Source organism: Thioalkalivibrio sp. HL-Eb18, assembly GCF_000364985.1.
In the GTDB taxonomy this organism is placed as follows: Bacteria; Pseudomonadota; Gammaproteobacteria; order Ectothiorhodospirales; family Ectothiorhodospiraceae; genus Thioalkalivibrio.
This window is the reverse complement of the sequence record NZ_KB822960.1, coordinates 35,934-53,047: the sequence shown is the minus strand read 5'-3', so window position 1 is coordinate 53,047 and position 17,114 is coordinate 35,934. Positions and strand designations below refer to the sequence as shown.

At 66.7% G+C, this 17,114-nt stretch carries 18 protein-coding genes and 1 pseudogene; 11 read left to right on the top strand and 8 right to left on the bottom strand.

The window, feature by feature from the left end:
• Window positions 1-83: 83 nt before the first annotated feature.
• From F813_RS0100280 to F813_RS0100260, 5 genes and pseudogenes are all read right to left on the bottom strand, one after another.
• Window positions 84-932 (bottom strand): annotated as a pseudogene (locus tag F813_RS0100280) (Hpt domain-containing protein); the annotation flags it as partial.
• Between the two features lie 15 nt (window positions 933-947).
• Complete coding sequence (locus F813_RS0100275) at window positions 948-3,026, bottom strand: methyl-accepting chemotaxis protein (protein ID WP_038059901.1); 2,079 nt, start codon at window positions 3,024-3,026, stop codon at window positions 948-950.
• Window positions 3,027-3,061: 35 nt separating this feature from the next.
• Complete coding sequence (locus F813_RS0100270) at window positions 3,062-3,640, bottom strand: chemotaxis protein CheW (RefSeq protein ID WP_012983760.1); 579 nt, start codon at window positions 3,638-3,640, stop codon at window positions 3,062-3,064.
• Complete coding sequence (locus F813_RS0100265; RefSeq protein WP_012983761.1) at window positions 3,637-4,002, bottom strand: PleD family two-component system response regulator; 366 nt, start codon at window positions 4,000-4,002, stop codon at window positions 3,637-3,639. Before F813_RS0100265 ends, F813_RS0100270 begins: the two co-directional genes overlap by 4 nt.
• 38 nt (window positions 4,003-4,040) lie before the next feature.
• Window positions 4,041-4,460, bottom strand: coding sequence for a PleD family two-component system response regulator (locus F813_RS0100260; protein WP_017925122.1), 420 nt, complete (start codon window positions 4,458-4,460; stop codon window positions 4,041-4,043).
• 193 nt (window positions 4,461-4,653) lie between these two features.
• On the opposite strand from F813_RS0100260, the gene gshB reads away from it, so the two are divergent.
• The 11 genes from gshB to F813_RS0100205 all read left to right on the top strand — a co-directional run bounded on the left by gshB (window position 4,654) and on the right by F813_RS0100205 (window position 13,586).
• The gene (gene gshB / locus F813_RS0100255) at window positions 4,654-5,595 is read left to right on the top strand and encodes a glutathione synthase (protein ID WP_017925121.1); all 942 of its coding nucleotides are present in this window, start codon (window positions 4,654-4,656) and stop codon (window positions 5,593-5,595) included.
• Window positions 5,596-5,613: 18 nt separating this feature from the next.
• A complete protein-coding gene (locus tag F813_RS0100250) occupies window positions 5,614-6,666 on the top strand; it encodes an FAD:protein FMN transferase (RefSeq protein WP_017925120.1) in 1,053 nt (350 codons plus the stop codon).
• Window positions 6,663-7,037, top strand: a complete 375-nt coding sequence (locus F813_RS0100245; RefSeq protein WP_012983765.1) for a NusG domain II-containing protein — start codon at window positions 6,663-6,665, stop codon at window positions 7,035-7,037. The genes F813_RS0100250 and F813_RS0100245 overlap by 4 nt, the downstream gene beginning before the upstream one ends.
• 7 nt (window positions 7,038-7,044) lie before the next feature.
• A complete protein-coding gene (locus tag F813_RS0100240; RefSeq protein WP_017925119.1) occupies window positions 7,045-7,590 on the top strand; it encodes a Gx transporter family protein in 546 nt (181 codons plus the stop codon).
• The gene (locus tag F813_RS0100235) at window positions 7,565-8,503 is read left to right on the top strand and encodes an energy transducer TonB (protein WP_017925118.1); all 939 of its coding nucleotides are present in this window, start codon (window positions 7,565-7,567) and stop codon (window positions 8,501-8,503) included. The genes F813_RS0100240 and F813_RS0100235 overlap by 26 nt, the downstream gene beginning before the upstream one ends.
• A 47-nt stretch (window positions 8,504-8,550) precedes the next feature.
• Complete coding sequence (locus F813_RS0100230) at window positions 8,551-9,129, top strand: YqgE/AlgH family protein (RefSeq protein ID WP_012983768.1); 579 nt, start codon at window positions 8,551-8,553, stop codon at window positions 9,127-9,129.
• 18 nt (window positions 9,130-9,147) lie between these two features.
• Entirely contained in the window at window positions 9,148-9,540 is a 393-nt protein-coding gene (gene ruvX / locus F813_RS0100225; protein ID WP_017925117.1) for a Holliday junction resolvase RuvX, read from the top strand.
• A complete protein-coding gene (gene pyrR / locus F813_RS0100220) occupies window positions 9,537-10,061 on the top strand; it encodes a bifunctional pyr operon transcriptional regulator/uracil phosphoribosyltransferase PyrR (protein ID WP_012983770.1) in 525 nt (174 codons plus the stop codon). Before ruvX ends, pyrR begins: the two co-directional genes overlap by 4 nt.
• Window positions 10,058-11,080, top strand: a complete 1,023-nt coding sequence (locus F813_RS0100215; RefSeq protein WP_017925116.1) for an aspartate carbamoyltransferase catalytic subunit — start codon at window positions 10,058-10,060, stop codon at window positions 11,078-11,080. Before pyrR ends, F813_RS0100215 begins: the two co-directional genes overlap by 4 nt.
• A complete protein-coding gene (locus F813_RS0100210) occupies window positions 11,077-12,372 on the top strand; it encodes a dihydroorotase (protein WP_012983772.1) in 1,296 nt (431 codons plus the stop codon). Before F813_RS0100215 ends, F813_RS0100210 begins: the two co-directional genes overlap by 4 nt.
• A gap of 308 nt (window positions 12,373-12,680) precedes the next feature.
• On the top strand, window positions 12,681-13,586 hold the full coding sequence (locus F813_RS0100205; RefSeq protein WP_017925115.1) for a dihydroorotate dehydrogenase electron transfer subunit: 906 nt from the start codon (window positions 12,681-12,683) through the stop codon (window positions 13,584-13,586).
• A 65-nt stretch (window positions 13,587-13,651) separates the two neighbouring features.
• On the opposite strand, the gene F813_RS0100200 is transcribed toward F813_RS0100205, so the two are convergent.
• From F813_RS0100200 to F813_RS0100190, 3 genes are read right to left on the bottom strand one after another with little or no spacing between them, the layout of a single operon-like run.
• Entirely contained in the window at window positions 13,652-14,770 is a 1,119-nt protein-coding gene (locus tag F813_RS0100200) for a PilT/PilU family type 4a pilus ATPase (protein WP_017925114.1), read from the bottom strand.
• Window positions 14,771-14,797: 27 nt separating this feature from the next.
• Entirely contained in the window at window positions 14,798-15,970 is a 1,173-nt protein-coding gene (locus F813_RS0100195; protein WP_017925113.1) for a PilT/PilU family type 4a pilus ATPase, read from the bottom strand.
• A 43-nt stretch (window positions 15,971-16,013) separates the two neighbouring features.
• Complete coding sequence (locus tag F813_RS0100190; RefSeq protein ID WP_012983776.1) at window positions 16,014-17,048, bottom strand: type IV pilus twitching motility protein PilT; 1,035 nt, start codon at window positions 17,046-17,048, stop codon at window positions 16,014-16,016.
• Window positions 17,049-17,114 lie beyond the last annotated feature (66 nt).

The following is a 17,114-nucleotide window of genomic DNA, read 5'->3' as shown; positions in this document are numbered from 1 at the left end:
CGTGGCGAATGAAAGCCGCACACGCAGTCCGAATGTACGGGAGCAATCGTCGCCCCGAAACCATCTACTCAAACGCTTGGCAAACCGGGGGCGTCCATGTACGCAATGTGGAACAGCAAGGTCTTGATCAGGTCATCCGGGATGGCGTGATCGGGCTCCGAGCCATCGTCGTTCGATTCGCAATGCTCGCTGAGGATGCCCAGGTATCGCCCGAGCTCGCGGTCCACACGCCCGATCAGGCGGCGAATATCGGTACTGGCCTCGAGGCCCTCATCCGCGAGCGACTCCAGGATGCCACCGGTAATCCAGAACAGGCGCCGGAGATCCCCCGGGGGGACCATTTCCTCGATCTGCTGTGCCACGGGCTTCAGGCGGCGAGCCGCCGCGATCACATCACCGCGAACCAACTCGAGGAGCTCGCGCTGAAAGCCCCGACGGGCCTCTTGCAGGCGCCGTGCGCGCTCCTCAGGCTGTAGCGCCTCACCACCGGCCCCGACTCGACCGTCGTCCACCACCTGCAGATCCGGCATCAAGGCCGCGACGTCCATCAGCAAGGTGGCGCCCCGCGCTGCACGCAGCTCGTTGAGCAACGGGACCAGGATCATCGGCGAAGGCAGTTCCGAGTCGCCCTCCTGCTCAAGGTAGTCGGGCAACTGCAGCGCGGCGCGCAAGAGCGCCTCGGTTGCCTCCGGGCTGGGCGGCTCGGCTCCCTGCTGCAGATCCATCACCTGCAACATCTCGTCGCAGATCAGGACCACGCTCTCGACCTGCACCATGGTCAGGGTGCCGCGAATCTGCTCCAGTCCCGCCCGGGCCTCGTTCAGGCAGTCGTCACAGGCCGGGTCCTCGGCATAGCGCCGCAGGGCGTCCTGGAGCTCGACAAAGAGTTTGTCGAGCTCGTCGCGGACCCAATTCAGTGCGCTGGGTGCCATATCTGCGGCCCGGCGTCAGGCGCGCTGCTCGTTCGGGACGGTTTCCTCGGACGACGCATCGGGCTCGGCGGTCTCGTCGCCAGGCTCGGGCAGCGTCGGGTCGGGGAGCTTGAAGTCCGACACCGAGGACTGGAGCTGCGCGGACAGTTGCGCCAGATCGCCGATGGCGGCCGCGGTGGACTGGGTACCCTGAGTGGTCTCCGAGGTGATCTCGCGGATCTGGCCCATGATCGAGGTCACGTTGCGCGCCATCTCCGACTGCTGGCGTGCCGAGTTCGCGATCCCGTCGATCAGATCCGCCAGATCGGCAGACACCTGCTCGATCTCGGCCAGCGCCTCGCCCGCCGCCTGGGCCATCTCGGCCCCGGACACCACGTTGGCGGTACTTTGTTCCATCGACGAAACCGCCTCGCTGGTATCCGCCTGGATCGCCTTGACCAGACCCTCGACCTGACGCGTCGCGCCGGAGGAGCGCTCCGCGAGGCGCTGGACCTCGTCCGCCACCACCGCGAACCCGCGACCTGCCTCGCCTGCGGCGGAGGCCTGGATCGCAGCGTTCAGCGCGAGCACGTTGGTCTGCTCGGCAATATCATTGATCAGCCCGATGATGTCGCCGATCTCCTGCGAGGACTCGCCCAGGCGCTTGATTCGTTTTGCCGTCTCCTGGATCTGCTCGCGGATGGTATCCATGCCTTCGATCGAGCGGCGCACCGTGGCCGCGCCCTTGGACGCGATCTCCACCGAATTTCGCGCCACCTGGGCCGACTGCCCGGCATCCTGCGCGACCTTGTCGACCGACTCGCTCACCTCGTCGATTGCATCGTTCGCCTGCTGGATCTCGCGGGCTTGTTCCTCGGACTTCTCCGCCAGCCCCAGCACCTGCGAACGGGTCGCGGCCGAGGATTCGCTGATGTCCGCGGCCACCGTGTTAATGGTCGCGACCAGGGTACGCAGGTTCTCGATCGCGTAGTTCATCGAGTCCGCGATCGCCCCGGTGAAGTCCTCGGTCACGGTCGCGTTGACGGTGAGGTCCCCATCGGCGAGGTTCATCATCTCGTCCAGCAGGCGCAGGATGGCCTGCTGGTTGCGCTCGTTCTGCGCCTCAGTCTCGGCCAGCTCGCGCTTGGTGTCGCGGTAGAGGAACAGCCCCATCGCGATCAACAGCAGCAGCGCCAGACCACCCAGGGCGAACCCGACCAGGGCAATCACACCCGCCTGCTCGGCCTCGCGGTTGAGCGCAGCCTCGAGACCACCGGTCACATCCAGCATGGCCCCAGAGCGAGCCTCGACCGAGGAGGCGGCCGCATTGATCTCGAAGATCTGCGACGAGGTATCCAGCACCCCCTCGACCGCCTCGCTGAAGGCGATGAACAACGTCGCGATCTCCTGCAGCGTACGCTGGGTCTCGGCGTCATCGACGCGCTCGATACCCAGGGGTTCGAAGCCCTCGATCAGGCCATCGAGCACACGCCCGTACAACGTGGCATCGCGCTCGAACCGCTCGATCGCGGTAGCCGCTGCGGCGCCACCCTGCAACACCTGGTTGAGGTTATTGGCGATGCGCTGAATGAGCATGGTCTGGCGCGAGGCCGCATAAACCTGCTCCGGCGACTCCCCGATCTGGACCATGCGCCGCACCACGTCATCGGACAGACGTGCCAGCTCGGGCGAGAAGGCCTCCACCGCCTCGGAAAACTCCGTCACCTGCTCAATGTCATCGGAGCCCACGATGACGGTGGTGACATCATCACGATAAAGCGACCACTCGCGATTGACGTCCGACAGTTCGCTGGACACTGCCTCGGGCAGCGGCAGCAGACCGTCGCCCCCATCGCGCAACCGCTCGAACTGATCGTCGAAGCGGTTGCGCAACTCCGTGATATCGGTAATCGCCTGTTCGGAGCCCCCGGCCGCTTCCAGGGTACCCGTCGCCAATCGCTGCGAAAGCAGCTGCATCTCGCTGGCCAGGGCGACACGGTCGCGATACTGGCTTTGCTCGAATTCGTGGTAGGTAAAAGCCACGCCCGTCGCGATCAGGGCCAGCACCAGCACCCCCCCGAGGACGATATTGCGCAAGCGTCGACTCGATCCCATACGTCATACCCCCTGTTGCAGCCCGCCGGCTCCGCTTATACAGCGGTCGCGGTCTGTTCGGTATTCGATGCCCCAGCCAGCTCCATGCCGGCAAAGCGATTGGTGTCATTCAAAAGCAGATCCAGATCCAGCACCGGGTGCAACCGGTGCCCAAGGTCGAATCCACCGGTAATAAAGGGACGCACACGGTCGGGCACCGACACCTGCAGTCGCCGTTGCGACGGAATGCAGCGCCGCATGCCCTCGACCTGACTCACCAGCAAACCGGCCATACCGTGTCCCTGGGGGGCCACTACGACACGCTGCCCGGCCGCATCGTGCGGCAAGGGAACGTCCAGCAACAGCTTGCCCATGTCGAATACCGGCAGGACCAGCCCGCGCAGATTCCCCACACCCAGCACGGCCGGGTCCGCCAGCGGCACTCGAGTCAACGACAGCGGATCGGCCACCTCGGCGATCGAATCCATGTCGACCAGAAAACGGAAATCGGCGACACGGAGCAGCACCCCGCGCCAGCCCGTGCCGATATCCCTTCGCAGTTCGCGGTTCACGCGACGCCCTTCGCGATCGAGACTCGCGAGCAGGGCGTAGGGCGTGGACCGCTCGATCTTCATGCGTTCAGGTACTTACCGATGGTTTGCAGCAGGTCCTTTTCCGCCACCGGTTTGGTGATGTAGTCCCGGGCCCCCTGGCGCATGGCCCAGACCCGGTCCGTGGCCTGGTCCTTGGTGGACACCACGACCACGGGCACATGCGAGGTCTCGTCGGATTTCGACAACTCGCGGGTGGCCTGGAAGCCATTGAGCCCCGGCATCACCACATCCATCAGCACCAGATCCGGGACCTGCGCCTTGGCCGCAGCCACGCCCTCCTCGCCGCTTTCGGCCGTGGTCACGGCATGGCCATGCTTCTCCAGCATGGTGCGCAGGACATGGATCTCGGTCGGGGAGTCATCAACGATCAGGATGCGGGCCATGGGTCGTTCCTTGTCGGCATCTTGTGGTGCGGCGGGGTTCAGCTTCCTGCCGGGCGAGTGTACTGGCGCATCGCACCCAGGAGGTCATCCCGGGTGAAGGGCTTGGTCAGGTAATCCTCGGAGCCAACCACGCGGCCCTTGGCCTTGTCGAACACGCTGTCCTTGCTCGACAGCATGATGATCGGCGTGGCCCGGAACCGTTTGTTGTTCTTGATCAGCGCGCAGGTCTGGTAGCCATCCAGACGCGGCATCATGACATCGATAAAAATGATATCCGGGTTGGAGTTGGCCACCTTGGACAGGGCCTCGAAGCCATCCACGGCCGTAATGACGTCCGCACCGTGCTTTTGCAGCAAGGATTCGGCCGTGCGCCGAATGGTCTTGCTGTCATCGATGACCATGACTTTCAGCCCCTGAAACTCGGCAGCCGAGTCCGCTTCTGCCAATGCGTTCGCCACCCTGCTCCCCCTGAAGGCTCTCTGCGCCCCCGAATCTATCGGAAGCTCGACCCCGTGACAAACAGCACACAATGATATTGCCTGCCCCCGCGAGCAGCGCAAGGAGTAGAAGCGGCCCTGCCTCGACGGGGATCCATGAGCGCCGCAATGACATGGCATACTCGAGCCACATTCTGACACTGCGGAACCGCTCGTGGCGCATGACATCGCTGTCCTGATGGACCCCATCGCCGGCATCAAGCCCTGGAAGGACACCACCTTCGCCATGCTGCTCGCCGCCCAGGCACGCGGGCACCGCCTGCACTACCTGGAACCCGGCGATCTGTGGATCGAAGAAGGGCGCGCATATGTCCGCAGCCGCCCGGTGGCGGTGCGCGACCAGCGCGAGGACTACTACACCCTGGGGCCCGAGCAAGAAGGCGACGCCAGTCGCTTCGATCTCCTGCTGATGCGCAAGGACCCGCCGTTCGACCTCGAATACATCTACGCCACCTACGCCCTGGACCTGGCCGAGCGTGACGGCGTGCGGGTAGTCAATCGGCCCGGGGCCCTGCGCGATGTAAACGAGAAGGCCTTCGCCACGCATTTCGTCGACTGCGGGCCGCCGACCCTGATCACCCGCGACCGCGCGCGCATCCGCGCCTTCCTCGATCACCACGGCGACATCGTGGTCAAACCACTGGACGGCATGGGCGGGGCCTCGGTATTCCGCATCCGCGAGGGCGACCCCAACCTCTCGGTCATCCTCGAGACCATGACCGAATTCGATCAGCGCACCATTGTCGCCCAGCGCTTCCTGCCGGAATACACCGCCGGCGACAAGCGCATCATCCTGATCGGGGGCGAACCCTACGACTATGCACTGGCACGAATCCCGGCCGAGGGCGAGACCCGGGCCAACCTGGCCGTCGGCGGGCGCGGCGAGGCCGTACCCCTGACCGATCGCGACCGCTGGATCTGCGCGCAGATCGCCCCCGAGCTCAAGCGCCGAGGCCTGGATTTCGTCGGTATCGACGTGATCGGCGACTACCTGACCGAGATCAACGTGACCAGCCCCACCGGCGTACGCGAACTCGATGCCGCCTGCGGCGACGACCTCGCCGGCCAGTTCATCGACTACCTGACCCACCCCTGATCCCGCGAGGTGATGCCCATGCCGATCCCGTTTCTGCGCGCCCGCCAGGCCCTCGTCGGACCGATTCTGCTCGCCGCGCTGGCCCTGGCCGGCTGCGACCGCGACACGCCGGACACCGAGACCCTGAATTTCTTCGCCTTTGGCACGATCGTGGACGTCACGCTCTACCCCGCCGGGGCCTACGACCTGGAGGCGCTGGAATCCGAGCTGCAGGCCGAACTGGAGATCCTGCATACCTCCTGGCATGCCTGGGAGCCCGGATCACTCGGGCGCACCAATGAACTGCTGGCGCTTCGGGCCGAGTTCAGCGCCCCGCCCTCTGTCCTGCCACTGATTGAACGTGGCAAGGAAATGGAAGAGCTGAGCGACGGCCTGTTTAACCCGGCGCTGGGCAAGCTGATCGCCGCCTGGGGCTTTCATCAGGACGAGCCCGAGGGCCCGCCACCGGACGACGAAACCCTGGAGGCGCTGCTCGAAGATCCGCCCAGCATGCGCGACGTCGAGCGCAATGGGGTACGTCTGCGCGGCCAGCACGCGGACCTGCAGCTGGATTTCGGGGGGCTCGCCAAGGGCCTCGCCGTCGAACGCATGCTCGACCTGCTGCAGGACCAGGGTGTGGAGGCCGCGATCTTCAACGCCGGTGGCGACCTGATGACCCTCGGGCGCCCCACGGATCGGGCCTGGCAGGTCGCGATCCGCCACCCGCAGGGTGGCATTCTCGGGAGTATCGAGCTTGATGCAGGCGAAGCACTGTTCAGCTCCGGCGACTACGAGCGCGGCTACGAATGGGACGGCGAACATATCCACCATGTGATCGACCCGCGCAGCGGACGCCCCAGTAAAGGCATCCACGGCGCCACCGTGCTGCACAGCGATCCCGCGCTGGCCGATGCCGCCGCGACCACGCTGATGATCGCCGGCCCCGAGGAATGGCCGCGCTATACCCGCAAGATGGGTATCGAGGCCGCCCTGGTGGTGCTCGACGATCGCATCGAGGCAACCCCGGCGATGGTCGAACGGGTGCGCATGGAAGACAGCCAGCCCGCGCTCGAGGAGCGCGCTCTGCCGTGACGTTTTCCCATCTGCGCTGGGGCGACGGGCTGATCGCCGCCCTGGCCAGCGCCACAGTGGTCGCGGCCTTTGTCCTTGCCTACCTGCCGGATACGGAGGCCTCCATGCTGGTCATCACCCAGACCGGCGAGCCGCCACGGCAGGAACCCCTGGACCGCACCCGCGAAATCGAGATCCACGGCCCGGCCGGCATCACCCGCGTGCAGATCGAGCCGGGCAGGGCGCGCTGCGCCGAATCCCCCGGCACGCGCAACATCTGCGAGAACAGCGGCTGGCTGCAGCGCCACGGCGAGGTCGCGGTCAGCCTCCCCAACCGGCTGACCCTGCAGGTCCAGGGTCGCGGCCCCAGCCATGACAGCCTTCACTACTGAGCCCGGCGTGACCATCTCCACCCCCGACACTTTGACACAACGCGACCGCACCATCGCCGCGCTGGCCGCCATCGCCATCGGTGTCCAGGTCCTGGAGGCGGCGATCCCGAGCCCGGTGCCTGGTATCAAGCCGGGGCTGGCGAACATCGTGACCCTGATCGTCCTGCTCACTCTGGGCTGGCGCGCGGCGGTCGCGGTCACCCTCATCCGGGTCGTCGGCGCCGCCCTGCTGCTCGGCACGCTGCTGAGCCCCGCCTTCTGGCTGTCGCTGGCCGGGGCCCTGGCCGCCCTGGCCGCGCTCGGTCTGCTGCGCCCACTGGCGCCACGCCATATCGGCGCACTGGGCCTCGCCATCGCCGCCGCTATGGCGCACATCACCGGTCAGTTCCTGCTGGCCTGGGGCGTGATCATCCCGCACCCGAACCTGCCACTGGTGCTACCCCCACTATTGCTGGCCGCCCTGATTGCCGGCAGCGTGACCGGTATACTGGCCGCACACGTGCTCGCAGACCCCCGGATCCAGCGCCATGTCCGTCTCGCACGGCACCCTTGAACCCGAATCTCCGCAGCGTCGCGGCCAGCTGGGCCCGATGCTGTTTCTGGCCGTGGTCGCGCATGCCCTGATCATCCTCGGCATCGGCTTCGCCGTTGACCCACTGGACACGCCTTCCCGCGAGCCCCTGGACGTGACCTGGGTGACCGACCCGGACGCACAGGAGCCAGAGCCGGAAGAGGTCGAGCGCATCGCCACCGAGGACCAGGCCGCCAGCGGCGAAGGCGAGGAGGTGCAGGAGGCGCTGTCGCCGGAGGCCGAGGCCGAGGCCGAAGGCATCGGCGAACCGGAGCCCGAGGGGGTCGAGGCCCCGCTGCCGGACGCGGGGCCGCTGGTCATGGAGCCCGCCCAGCCGGAACCCGAACCGGAGCCCGAGGCCGTGGAGGCCGAGACGGACGAAGCCGCGCCGACAGCCCCCGAAGTCGCCGAACCCGAACCGATCGAGTCCCCTCAGGCGGAGGAACGCCCGTCGGCCGCCGCGCTGATGAACCGGGGCCTGGACACCGCGCGCGCGGCCCCGGCCGAGGAGCGCCGCGAATTCTCCACCCGCGCCACCCGCACCCGCTACCTCGACAGCCTCGCCGCGCGCAGCGCGCCGGAGGCCGCGTATCTGCAGGCCTGGATCAACAAGGTCGAGCGCGTCGGCAACCTGAACTACCCCGACGAGGCCCGCCGCCGGGGCCTGTCCGGCACACTGGTGCTGTCGGTGCGCCTGAACCCGGATGGCGAGCTGATGGATATCGAGATCGCCCGCAGTTCCGGCGAGCCGGTGCTGGACCAGGCCGCGATGCGCATTGTGGAGCTGGCCGCCCCTTATGCCCCCTTCACCGAGCAGATGCGCGAGGAATATGACGAACTCGTGATCACCCGGACCTGGGCCTTCCGCCGCGACCAGATGGAGCAGATTCGGTAGGCCCCGGGTTCCTTGCGGCATAACGGAGCAGCGCCGATACTGAACACATGACGCAAGCTCCTTCCAGCTCGAGCGCGGCCAGCCTGCGCGATCACTTCCTGATCGCGATGCCGAGCCTGAACGATGGCTACTTCAGCCATGCGGTCACCTACATCTGCGACCACGACGCCGAAGGGGCCCTGGGGCTGGTCATCAACCAGCCCACCGAGTTGTCGCTGCGCGACCTGCTGCAGCACGTCGATCTCGAGCCTCGCGACGAGCTGCCGGAGATCCCGGTCTACCGGGGCGGCCCGGTCCAGCCCGAGCACGGCTTCGTGCTGCACACTGGAAAGCCCGAGTGGCGGGGCAGCCAGCCCATAACCGACTCCATCGTACTGACCACCTCGCGCGACATCCTGGAGGCCATCAACGAGGGCCGCGGCCCGCACCGCGTCCTCATCGCCCTGGGACACGCCGGCTGGGGGCCGGGGCAACTCGAGAGCGAACTGGCCGATAACGCCTGGCTGACCACCCGCGCCAATGCCGACATCCTGTTCGACCACCCCAGCGCCGAGCGCTGGGCCGGGGCGGCCAAGCTGATCGGCATCGACGTCAACCTGATCAGCTCCGCGCCCGGCCACGCCTGAGGCGGGCCCGGCAACGTCATGGGGCTTCTGGCCTTCGACTACGGCCGCCGGCGGATCGGGATCGCAGTGGGCGAGGAACTGACCGGCGCGGCGCGCGGGCTGCGCACACTCAACACCGATTCACCGGAGCTGTGGCCCGTGATCGACAGGCTCGTAAGCGAGTGGACGCCCGAGGGCTTTGTCGTCGGCTGGCCCACCCAGGCGGACGGCAAACCCACCCCGCTGGCGAAACACATTCGCGCGTTCGGGGCCGCCCTCGAAGCGCGCTACAACCAACCGGTATACTGGTACGACGAGCATCTGACATCGCACCTGGCCCGCGAGCGCAGCGGGCGGGGACGCCACGACCCGGGGCTGGATGCCCACGCTGCCGCGGTCATCCTCGAAGGCTGGTTTCAGGAGAACGCATGAAGACGCCGGACGTCCCAACCCTGCTCGACCGCATGGCCGACCAGACGCGCCAGTACCTGGCCAGGCACGACATCGACAACCCGATGGTGGTCGGCATCCACTCCGGTGGAGTCTGGATCGCCGAGCACCTGCGCGAGCGCCTCGGGGTGGAGAGGCCGCTGGGCAAGCTGGATATCAGCTTCTACCGCGACGACTTCTCGCGCATCGGCATGCATCCACAGGTCCGCCCGTCCGAACTCCCGGAGGACCTGGACGGCGTGCATGTCCTGCTGGTGGACGATGTGCTCTACACCGGGCGCACGATCCGCGCCGCCCTGAACGAACTGTTCGACTACGGGCGCCCCGCCTCGGTCACCCTCGCCGTGCTGGTCGAGCGCGACGGGCGCGAACTGCCGATCGCCGCCGCGATCGTCGGGGAACACATGGAGCTCGGCACCCGCGAGCAGATCAAGCTGCGCGGCCCCGAACCCCTGCGCCTGGAGCGCGTCACCCTGGAGACCGATGGGGACGCCGACGCATGAGCGATACCGTGGACACCCCGGTCCTGGCCGGGGCCACCCGCCTGCCGGAACCGGGCCCGCTGCCCAATCGCCTGCAGCTGACCGATGACGGCCAGCTGCGCCACCTGCTGACCATCGAGGGCCTCAACCGCGATCTCCTGAACGAGATCCTGGATACCGCCGAGTCGTTCGCGAACATGAACGAGAAGGCAGTGAAGAAGGTCCCGCTGCTGCGCGGCAAGACCATCGTCAATCTGTTCTTCGAGGCCAGCACCCGCACCCGCACCACCTTCGAACTGGCCGCCAAGCGCCTGTCCGCGGACGTACTCAACATCAACATCAGCACTTCCTCGGCGGTCAAGGGCGAAAGCCTGCTGGATACCCTGCGCAACCTCGAGGCGATGAACGTGGACATGTTCGTGGTACGCCACGAGGAGAGCGGGACCGCGCATTTCATCGCCCGCCATGTCGCCCCCGGCATCAGCGTGCTGAACGCCGGCGACGGCCGCCACGCGCACCCCACCCAGGCGTTGCTGGACATGTTCACCATCCGCCGGCACAAGGGCGACTTCACCAAGCTGAAGGTCGCGATCGTGGGCGACATCCTGCACTCGCGCGTCGCGCGCTCGCAGATCCACGCGCTCAACATCCTGCAGACCGGCGAAGTACGTGTGGTCGCACCCTGTTCGCTGTTGCCGGCGAATGTCGACCAACTCGGCGTGCACGTCTACAACGACCTCGACGCCGGCCTGAAGGACGTCGACGTGATCATCATGCTGCGTCTGCAGCGCGAGCGCATGGAGCACGCCCATCTGCCCTCCGAGCACGAGTACTACCAGCTGTTCGGCCTGACCTCGCGCCGTCTGCAACTGGCGCACCCCACCTGCCTGGTGATGCACCCGGGCCCGGCGAATCGCGGCGTGGAGATCGAGTCCGCGGTGGCGGACGGGCCGCACTCGGTGATCCTGCAGCAGGTGACCTACGGCATCTCGGTCCGCCAGGCCGTGATGTCCATGGTGATGGGGGCGCATCAGTCGTGAGTGTACTGATCGAAAATGTACGAATCATCGATCCGGCGGACGACTACGACGCGGTCGGGGCGCTCTGCGTGCAGGGCGCCGAGATCCTGGCGCGGGGCCAGATACCGGACGGCTTCGAGCCACGCCGGCGCATTGATGGCAGCGGGCTGTGGGTGTTCCCCGGCCTGATCGACCTGTCCGCGCGTATGCGCGAGCCCGGCGAGGAGCACAAGGCCACCATCGCCAGCGAGACGCTGGCCGCTGCACGCGGGGGCATCACCAGCGTCGTGATTCCCCCGGATACCGATCCGCCAATCGACTCCCCGGCCGAGATCGAACTGATTGCGCGCCGCGCACGGCAGGCCTGCGGCGTACGGGTCTATACGCTGGGCGCTCTGACACAACGTCTGGAGGGGCAGCAGCTGGCCGAGATGGCGGCGCTGCAGCAGGCGGGGGCCCGCGGTGTGAGCAATGCCCACAAGCCGCTGGCCAGCCTGCTGGTGCTGCGCCGAGCTCTGGAGTACGCGACCACCTTCGGCCTGACGATCGTGCTGCCCGCCCAGGACCTGTCGCTGACCGGCTCGGGCTGCATGCACGAGGGCGCCGTCTCCACACGCCTGGGCCTGTCCGGGATCCCGGAAGCCGCAGAGACCGCCGCGCTGGGCGCCATCCTGGCCCTGGTCGAACAGACCGGGGCGCGCGTGCATGTCGCGCGCCTGTCGACGCGCCGCGGGGCCGAGATGATCGCCAAGGCACGCGCCGAGGGACTGCCGATCACCGCCGACGTCGCTGCCCACCAGTTGTTCCTGACCGAGGTCGATGTGGCCGAATACGACCCGAACGGCCATGTGATTCCGCCGCTGCGGGCCCAGCGCGACCGCGACGGTCTGCGCGCGGCCGTCGCGCGCGGCGAGATCAGCGCCATTTGCTCGGACCACCAGCCGCACGAGGCGGACGCCAAGCTGGGACCGTTCGCCGGAACCGAACCGGGCATCTCGGCCCTGGAGACCCTGCTACCTCTGACCCTGCGCCTGGTCGAGGATGGCCTGCTGAGTCTGGGCGAGGCGCTGGCGCGCGTGACCTCCGGACCTGCCGAGATCCTGGACTTCGAACAGGGCCGACTGGGCGCCGGCGCGCGGGCCGATTTCGTGCTGTACGATCCCACCGCGCTGCAGGAGATGCGCAAGCAGGACTGGCTGAGCACCGGGCGCAACTCGCCGTTTTTCGGCTGGACCTTCACCGGCCAGGTTCGCGAGACCTGGGTGGCGGGCCGCCCAGCCTGGACCCAGCCCACTGAGGGAAACACTGAATAATGTACACGCTCGCGTTGGCACCCCAGGTTGTCCGAGACAAGGCGCGTCGTGCAGCGGGTAGTGGTTCTACCCGCCCGTTCTTGATTGATTCGGGGCGCAACGCAGGATCGGGGAACCTGGGGTACCAACCCCACAACTTAATGAACGAAGGGGCTCGGCCGCCCGTTGTTATCAAAAACGGGCGCGCGCACGGCGTTGCGGTTCCCTTGTGCAGAATGACTGCACAGCAGTCGCCGCGCCTTGTTCGCACGCAGAAGCGACTCGAGCGCGAGCGTGTACATTATCCAGTGTTTCCCTAAGGACACCGCATGCCCCCCACCGACGCCGAACGCCCCCACCGCGGCACGATTTTTCAGGAGACGGCCCGCATCCTCGAGCACCAGGATGCCGGGGCCGGGCAGTGGATCCTGCGCGCCGAGGCACCGGAATGCGCGCGCCGCGCCGCCCCAGGGCAGTTCGCCCATATCCAGTGTTCGCCGAATCTGCCGATGCGGCGCCCCCTGTCGATCCAGCGGGTCGACCGCGAGGCCGGGTGGGTCGAGTTCCTCTACAAGGTCGTGGGCGACGGCACGCGCGCGCTGTCACAACAGCCGGTCGGCGATTCCCTGAGTGTACTGGGGCCGATCGGGATCCCGTTCCGGCTGACCCCGGAACGCCCGCTGCGGCTACTGCTCGGGGGTGGCGTCGGCATCCCGCCGATGATCTTTCTGGCCGATCACCTGCGCCGCCAGGGTGAGGCGGGCCAGACCCGCGCGATCCTCGGCTCCGAGGTGCCGTTCCCGTTTCGCGCGAAGCCCTCGGAAATCCTCTGGCCAGGGCTGCCGGACGGCGCGATCGCGACCCTGCCGCTGCTGGAAGACTGGGGTGTGGCCTGCCGCCTGACCTCGAAGGCGGGCATCCCCGGTGCCCATGACGGCTTCGTGACCGACCTCGCCCGGGCCTGGCTCAAGACGCTCTCGCCTGTGGAGCGTGACCAGGTCGAGCTCTATGCCTGCGGCCCGCACCCGATGCTCGAGGCCTGCGCGGAACTGGCGGCGGAATTCGGCCTGCCCTGTCAGGTCTCGCTGGAGGAATTCATGGCCTGTGCGGTGGGCGGCTGCGCCGGCTGCACGGTACCAGTGCGTACCCCCGAGGGTGTGGCCATGAAACGGGTCTGCGTGGACGGGCCGGTGTTTGCGGCCGCCGATGTCTTTCCGGAACCGGAACGCGCCTGAGGGGAAAGCCCGGGCCGGAAGACCCTGGCCCAACTTTGGCAGGGGCTTCGCCGGCAAGCCGGCTCCTACTTGCCGGGAAGCTGAAGGTCTTCCTCGGCCTCGTCGGTCGCTGAGACGCCGCCGCCGAAGTTGAGACGCCATTCAAGATCGGCACGCGAGTCCGCCTTGTTCAGGGCCTCGTCCAGCATGACCCGACCACCCTTGAACAACTTGACGATCGCCTGATCGAAGGTCTGCATGCCCACCGAGCTGCCCTTGGCCATGATCTCCTTGATCTCGCTGATCTTTTCGTCGCGGATCAGTTCGGAGACATACGGCGTGTTGACCATGATCTCCAGCGCCGCCACGCGCTGACCGTCCTTGGTCTGCAGCAGGCGCTGGGCGATGATCGCGCGCAGGTTCAGCGACAGGTCCGAGAGGATCTGCGGGCGATTGTCCTCGGGGAACAGATTGATCACGCGATCCAGAGCCTGGGTGGCATTGGTCGCGTGCAGGGTCGTCAGCACCAGGTGGCCCGTATCGGCGTAGGTCAGGGCCGCGCGCATGGTCTCGCGGGAGCGAACCTCGCCGATCATGATCACATCCGGCGCCTCGCGCATCCCCTCCTGCAGGGCGTGATCGTAGCTGGGGGTATCGATCCCCACCTCGCGCTGGCCGACGATCGAGCGCTTGTGCGTAAAGAGAAACTCGATCGGGTCTTCGACGGTGAGGATGTGACCGCTGGAATGGGTATTGCGGTGGTCGATCATCGAGGCCAGCGTGGTGGACTTCCCGGTCCCGGTCGCGCCGACAATCAGTACCAGCCCGTCATGGTGCGAGACGAATTCCTCCAGCACCGGGGGTAGCCCGAGCTGCTCGATGGTCGGGATGGACATGCGGATGAAGCGGATCACCATCGCGACCTCGCCGCGCTGACGATAGACGTTCACACGAAAGCGCCCGAGTCCGGAACGCGAGATACCAAAGTTGACCGCCGTCTCGCGCTCGAAGATCTCCGCTTGGTGTTCGGTCATCATCTCGCGCGCGATGGTCTCCGCCTGGCCGGGGGCGAGAGCCTTGCGCGAGATCGGCTGCAGGACTCCATCGACCTTGATGCTCGCAGGCGCACCGGTCAGGAAAAACAGATCCGAGGCGGCCTTTTGCGCCATCAGACTCAGGTACGGTTCGATCTGCAGTTGACTCATCACTGATCTCCCGAGCGGCAGCAGCCGCTAGCGGACACTGTAGTCCTCGGGGCGCTCGTCCACGGACAGGCCCTCGCCCGTGTCCGCCACCGCCGGGGCACCGTCATCCTGTGCCCGCTGCGAGTCGAGCTTGATGCGCAGCCGCAGGTCGTTCACCGAATCGGCATTGCGCAGGGCCTCCTCGTAGCTGATCTTGCGGGTCTCGTAGAGGTCGAACAGGGCCTGGTCGAAGGTCTGCATGCCCTGCTCGCGGGACCGCGAAATCAGCTCCTTCATCTCGTGCACGGCACCCTTCAGCATCAGGTCGGCCATCAACGGGGTGTTGATCAGGATTTCTACCGCCGGCACACGGCCCTCGCCATTCTCCTGCCGCACCAGGCGCTGCGAGATCACCGCCTTGAGGTTCAGCGACAGGTCCATCAGCAACTGCTCGCGCCGGTCTTCGGGGAAGAAGTTGATGATGCGATCCAGCGCCTGGTTGGTGCTGTTCGCGTGCAGGGTGGAGAGGCACAGGTGCCCGGTCTCGGCAAAGGCGATCGCGTAGTCCATCGTCTCGCGGTCACGGATCTCGCCGATGAGGATTACGTCCGGGGCCTGGCGCAGGGTGTTCTTCAGCGCAATCTCGTAGCCCTCGGTGTCCACGCCCACCTCGCGCTGGGTGATGATGCTCTTGTCGTGCTCGTGGACGAATTCGATCGGGTCCTCGATGGTGACGATGTGATCCGCGGAGGTACGGTTGCGATAACCGATCATCGCCGCCAGCGAGGTCGACTTGCCTGACCCGGTACCGCCCACGAAGATCACCAGCCCGCGCCGCTCCATGGTGATCTTCTCCAGCTGCGGCGGCATCTGGATGTCCTCGAACTTCGGGATCACCGTGTTGATCACGCGCAGGACCATGCCCGGGCTGCCGCGCTGGGTGAAGACGTTCACGCGGAAGCGCGAAACGCCCTGCAGGCCAATCGCGAAATTGCACTCCTGATGGCGCTCGAACTCAGCGGACTGCTTGTCGTTCATCAGCGCACGCACCAGCGCCTGGGTATGCGAAGGCGTGAGCTTCTGCTCGGTCATCGGCACCACACGGCCGTCGATCTTGGCCGCCGGCGGCATGCCGACTGTAATGAACAGGTCCGACCCTTCGCGGTCCACCAGGGCGCGGAGCAGGTCGTGCATGTACTTGATCGCCTTGTCACGATCCATAGTGCTTGTCTCCCCTTGCCGTCCCCCGAGCGGGGGCGCGGGTTCAGAACGAATCCGGGTTGGCGGCCTTGCGCTTGGCGTCCTCGCGGCTGATCACGCCCTGCGCCAGCATGTCTTTCAGGCACTGATCCAGCGTCTGCATGCCGGTGCCGGCGCTGGTCTGGATGGTCGAGTACATCTGCGCGATCTTGTTTTCGCGGATCAGGTTCCGGATGGCCGGGGTGCCCAGCATGATCTCGTGCGCGGCGATACGCCCGCCGCCGATCTTTTTCATCAGGGTCTGCGCGATGACCGCGCGCAGCGACTCGGACAGCATCGCCCGCACCATATCCTTCTCGGCCGCCGGGAACACATCGACGATACGGTCGATCGTCTTGGCGGCGGAGCTGGTATGCAGGGTGCCGAACACCAGGTGCCCCGTCTCGGCCGCGGTCAGCGCCAGGCGGATCGTCTCGAGATCGCGCAGCTCGCCGACCAGGATGGTGTCCGGGTCCTCGCGCAGTGCGGAACGCAGTGCCTCGGAAAAGCCGTGGGTGTCGCGGTGCACCTCGCGCTGATTGACCAGCGACTTCTTCGACTCGTGCACAAACTCGATCGGGTCCTCGATCGTCAGGATGTGTCCGTAGTCGTTCTCGTTGCGGTGGTTGACCATGCCCGCCAGCGTGGTCGACTTGCCCGAGCCGGTGGGGCCCGTGACCAGCACGATCCCGCGCGGATAGTTGGAGATGTCCTCGAAGATGCGCGGTGCCGCCAGCTCTTCCAGCGTGAGCACCTTGGAGGGGATGGTACGGAAGACCGCCGCCGCGCCCCGGTCCTGGTTGAACGCGTTGACACGAAAACGCGCCAGTCCCGTGACCTCGAACGAGAAGTCCGTCTCCAGGAACTCCTCGTAGTCCTTGCGCTGGCGGTCGTTCATGATGTCGTAGATCAGGCCCTGGACCTCCTTGTGGTCCATGACCGGCACATTCACGCGACGCATATCGCCGTCTATGCGCACCATCGGCGGCATGCCCGCCGAGATGTGCAGATCCGAGGCCCCGTTCTTGACCGCAAAGGCCAGCAGCTGCGTGATATCCATGCATCCCCCTGTACAACCGGAAGCGAGCCGCCAGCCCCAGCGCCCCGCCCCGGGCGACGCCCTGTC

Excerpts from the sequence above, each read along its gene's own strand:
- F813_RS0100215 (WP_017925116.1), top strand. The coding sequence starts at position 10,058 with ATGAGCGATACCGTGGACACCCCGGTCCTGGCCGGGGCCACCCGCCTG.
- F813_RS0100205 (WP_017925115.1), top strand. The coding sequence starts at position 12,681 with ATGCCCCCCACCGACGCCGAACGCCCCCACCGCGGCACGATTTTTCAG.
- F813_RS0100190 (WP_012983776.1), bottom strand. The coding sequence starts at position 17,048 with ATGGATATCACGCAGCTGCTGGCCTTTGCGGTCAAGAACGGGGCCTCG.
- F813_RS0100195 (WP_017925113.1), bottom strand. The coding sequence starts at position 15,970 with ATGGATCGTGACAAGGCGATCAAGTACATGCACGACCTGCTCCGCGCC.
- F813_RS0100235 (WP_017925118.1), top strand. The coding sequence starts at position 7,565 with ATGTCCGTCTCGCACGGCACCCTTGAACCCGAATCTCCGCAGCGTCGC.
- F813_RS0100250 (WP_017925120.1), top strand. The coding sequence starts at position 5,614 with ATGCCGATCCCGTTTCTGCGCGCCCGCCAGGCCCTCGTCGGACCGATT.
- F813_RS0100265 (WP_012983761.1), bottom strand. The coding sequence starts at position 4,002 with ATGGCCCGCATCCTGATCGTTGATGACTCCCCGACCGAGATCCATGTC.
- ruvX (WP_017925117.1), top strand. The coding sequence starts at position 9,148 with ATGGGGCTTCTGGCCTTCGACTACGGCCGCCGGCGGATCGGGATCGCA.
- F813_RS0100270 (WP_012983760.1), bottom strand. The coding sequence starts at position 3,640 with ATGAAGATCGAGCGGTCCACGCCCTACGCCCTGCTCGCGAGTCTCGAT.
- pyrR (WP_012983770.1), top strand. The coding sequence starts at position 9,537 with ATGAAGACGCCGGACGTCCCAACCCTGCTCGACCGCATGGCCGACCAG.
- F813_RS0100200 (WP_017925114.1), bottom strand. The coding sequence starts at position 14,770 with ATGAGTCAACTGCAGATCGAACCGTACCTGAGTCTGATGGCGCAAAAG.
- F813_RS0100275 (WP_038059901.1), bottom strand. The coding sequence starts at position 3,026 with ATGGGATCGAGTCGACGCTTGCGCAATATCGTCCTCGGGGGGGTGCTG.
- F813_RS0100230 (WP_012983768.1), top strand. The coding sequence starts at position 8,551 with ATGACGCAAGCTCCTTCCAGCTCGAGCGCGGCCAGCCTGCGCGATCAC.